This is a genomic window from Thermovirga sp., from assembly GCA_012523215.1.
In the GTDB taxonomy this organism is placed as follows: domain Bacteria; phylum Synergistota; class Synergistia; order Synergistales; family Thermovirgaceae; genus 58-81.
The window spans coordinates 1-3,743 of sequence record JAAYIZ010000293.1 but is presented as its reverse complement, the minus strand read 5'-3'; the positions used below and the strand labels follow the sequence as shown (position 1 = coordinate 3,743).

Here is a 3,743-nt window from a genome sequence, read left to right as displayed (position 1 = left end):
CGTTCTCTTCATCGACCTGGAACTTGTTGACGCCCACCACGACGCGTTCGCCGCTCTCGACGGCCCTCTGGTACTGGTAAGCCGCGCCCTGGATCTGTTGCTGGGGATAGCCTTTCTCGATGGCCGCCAGCATGCCGCCCATTTCTTCTATCTTGTCGATGTACTCCAGGGCCTGGCGCTCTATCTCGTTGGTGAGAGCCTCGATAGCATAGCTCCCGGCGAGGGGGTCCACCGTCGAGGTAGACCCTGATTCGCAGGCGATGATCTGCTGAGTCTTGAGGGCTATGCCCACGCTCTTCTCCGTGGGCAGGGCAAGGGCTTCGTCGAAGCTGTTGGTGTGGAGGGACTGGGTCCCTCCCAAGATGGAGGCCAGGGCTTGGATCGCGACGCGTACGATGTTGTTCTCCGGCTGCTGGGCCGTGAGGGTGCTCCCCGCCGTCTGGGTGTGGAAGCGAAGCACGAGGGCTCTCGGCTCCGTGACGCCGATCCGTTCCTTCATGAGCCTTGCCCAAAGCCTCCTGGCGGCCCGGAATTTGGCCACTTCCTCGAGGAAATCGTTGTGGGCGTTGAAGAAGAAGGAGAGCCGCTGGCCGAATACATCGGGGTCAAGCCCAGCGGCCACCGCCGCCTGGACGTAGGCAAGACCGTCGGCCAGGGTGAAGGCAACTTCCTGCGAGGCCGTGGAGCCAGCCTCCCTTATATGGTAGCCCGAAATGGATATGGTGTTCCACTTGGGGACGTTGTCGCTGCAGAAGCCGAAGATGTCGGTGATGAGGCGCATGGAGGGTTTGGGTGGGAAAATGTAGGTGCCGCGGGCGATATATTCCTTGAGGATGTCGTTCTGGATCGTGCCTGAAAGCTCCGACGCCGGCACCCCCTGCTTTTCACCGACGGCGATGTACATGGCCAAAAGGACCGCCGCCGGGGCGTTTATCGTCATCGAAGTGGATACCTTGGCCAGGGGGATCTCCCTGAAGAGGGTCTCCATGTCGGCCAGGCTGTCAATGGCGACCCCAACCTTGCCGACCTCACCCCTTGCCATGGGATGATCGGAATCGTACCCTATCTGGGTCGGAAGGTCGAAGGCGACGGAAAGCCCCGTCTGACCCTGTTCCAGCAGGTAGCGATACCTGGCGTTCGACTCGGCCGCCGTGGCGAAACCGGCGTACTGCCTCATGGTCCAGAAGCGGCCGCGATACATGGTGGGCTGGACACCCCTCGTGTAAGGATAAGACCCGGGGAAACCCAGATCTTCGCAATAGTCCAGGCTCTCGATGTCTATAGGGGTGTAGAGGCGCTCCAGGGGTATGCCCCCTCCGGTAGTGAAGGCCTCCTTCATCTCAGGATGCCTGGAAAGCCCCTTGGCGACCCTTTGATCGTACTCCTTCTTCCCTTTCAGTAGATCTCCACGGACTTTGCTTTCGCTCACTTTGCAAAACGCCCCTTTCCTCGCACGAGCGGGACCTTCAGGTCAAATTGACGGAACAGTGCTTCAAATTCCGGTCCCTTTGTGAATCTTCAAGCAGCTATGGACATTATTCCTTATCACGCGAAAAGATGCAACCATTTCATTGAATTGCGAGACAATTCTATTCAATTCACACCAGGAGCATACCGACCCCCGGGGATCAGGAAATGCCCCGCGGGAAGGCGCCCAAGGGGAGCACCTTCACCTCGGCCTTTTCCAGGGAGGACCTGACAAGGGCCGCTATCCTCGCCGCGCCGGGGGAGTCCCCGTGAAGACAGATCGTATCGGCTTTCAGCGAGATCTCCTCGCCGCTCATGGCGGCGACTTTCCCCTCCAGGACCATCCTGACGGCCCTCGTGGCCGCCTCCCGAGGGTCCTCGATCACGGAACCCGGCTCCGACCGGGGAAGGAGGGATCCGTCCGGCGCGTAGGCGCGGTCAGCAAAGACTTCCGCCGCGAAGGGCACGCCCTCCTCGAGGCAGACCTTTTCAAAACAGGAGCCCGGGGGGCCCACGAGGATGAGCCCCTCGCCGGAGTCCCTGGCAGCCCGGGCGATAGCCCCGGCCGCGGCTTCATCCTTCGCCGCCCTGTTGTAGAGAGCCCCGTGGGCCTTCACATGCTGCAATCTCCCGCCCCTGGACCTGACTATGGCCGAAAGGGCACCCACCTGGTAAAGGCAGAAAGAGTAAATTTCCCCGGGTGAACAACCCATTTCCCTCCTGCCGAAACCGGCGAGGTCAGGATACCCCGGATGGGCCCCAAGGGCTACGCCCTTTTTCAATGCCAAGTCAGCGGTGGCGGCCATGATCTCCGGGTCGCCGGCATGAAAACCGCAAGCGATGTTGATGGAGGTGACGTGATCCATGATAAGGGCATCGTCACCCATCTTCCAGACACCGAAACCTTCACCCAGGTCACTGTTGAGATCCACCGAAACGGTCATGAGATCCTCCCCCGGGGCGGCTCCTTCAGCCGCGCCATCCTATGATCTTCCACTCAATGTCAAAGGATTTTCCCTCGATCTTAAGCCGCATGACCCCCCTGTCGGCTTGCGCCCCCCGCTGAACCGGCCGGGATCTATATTCCGCCAGAAGGCCCCTGATCCTTCCAAGACCTTCCTTCAGGGTCCTCGAGGCGTCGGAGGCTTCACCGAGACCGCATCGCCGGAAGGAAAGGCGATCCCCGGGGGACATCAGGGCAAGCAGGCCGCGATCGGCGTTTATTACCGCCGCTATCTTGGGGTATCCCCCCGTGGTCTGCCCGTCGGCCATCATGATGATGGGCAGACCATTGCCGGGAACCTGTACCGCCCCCCAGGGGACGGCGTCGGATACGATATCAGCCTCCCTGCCATGTTGGATGGCCTTCCCCTGAAGGCGGTACCCCATCCGATCCGAATCGGGACCTATTCTATAGGAAGAACCGTAAAATTCCTCTATCCCAACCGGTGTGAAAAAATCCTCCTGGGGTCCGGAGATCACCCTCAAAACCGATCCGTCGACAAAACCCCGGCGGAGCTCCGTGGGGACAACGAAACCCTCTCCCCGACAAGACAGGATGTCGGGTGTCCCCAAGGGGAGGATATCCCCCTTTTCGAGGCGGCGACCCTGGTGGCCGCCGAGCCTCCCTCTCAGGTAGGTGGACCTGCTGCCCAGGACGGGAAGCATGTCGAAACCACCGCCGACGCACACCCAGCATCTCGCCCCCCTGGAGTCCGCGGTCCCGAAGGAGAGGACATCTCCCTCGCGCAGCGGCACACCCTCCCAGGAGGCAACGGCGCTGCCGTTGACCCTGGGGGAAAGATCGCCCCCGGTAACGCAGACCAGCCTCTCGGACCGGAAGACCAGTTCCGGCCCGGCGAGGGTTACCTCGAGGCCCGCCGCTTTCGGGTCGTTGCCGACCACCAGGTTGCCCGCCATGAGTGAATAGGGGTCGAGCGCCCCGGCCACGGGCATGCCGAAGGCCTGGAATCCGTGCCGCCCCAGGTCCTGGACGGAGGTCAGCAACCCCGGCGAGAGGACCTCCACGCTCAAGGTTAGACGCCCCTTTCGCCCCGGGCGATCTCTTCGAACTCCGCCGACGTGATCGGCACGAACTTTAAATCCATCCCCGCCTCGATGAGGAAGGGGAACTTTCGTCCCGGATCGAAGAGCGACAGGGGCGTGCGACCGATGATGTTCCATCCGCCGGGGCTGTCGATGGAATAGATCCCGGTCTGTTTTCCGGCGATCCCCACGCTCCCCGAGGGCACCAGGCTCCTCGGGCTTTCCAGCCG

Annotated in this window: 4 protein-coding genes; all 4 read right to left on the bottom strand. The window is 61.8% G+C overall.

Going from position 1 to position 3,743, the window contains the following annotated elements:
• The coding region (locus GX108_07935) for a methylmalonyl-CoA mutase (protein NLO56959.1) at positions 1-1,429 on the bottom strand (1,429 nt) is incomplete at its 3' end.
• A gap of 199 nt (positions 1,430-1,628) precedes the next feature.
• On the bottom strand, positions 1,629-2,411 hold the full coding sequence (locus GX108_07930; GenBank protein NLO56958.1) for a LamB/YcsF family protein: 783 nt from the start codon (positions 2,409-2,411) through the stop codon (positions 1,629-1,631).
• A gap of 25 nt (positions 2,412-2,436) precedes the next feature.
• Complete coding sequence (locus GX108_07925) at positions 2,437-3,501, bottom strand: biotin-dependent carboxyltransferase family protein (GenBank protein NLO56957.1); 1,065 nt, start codon at positions 3,499-3,501, stop codon at positions 2,437-2,439.
• Positions 3,502-3,503: 2 nt separating this feature from the next.
• Positions 3,504-3,743 (bottom strand): carboxyltransferase domain-containing protein (locus GX108_07920; protein NLO56956.1); only part of this gene is annotated, 240 nt, incomplete at its 5' end.

Bases quoted from the DNA above. Each gene is read 5' to 3' on its own strand.
- GX108_07930 (NLO56958.1), bottom strand. From the start codon at position 2,411: ATGACCGTTTCGGTGGATCTCAACAGTGACCTGGGTGAAGGTTTCGGT.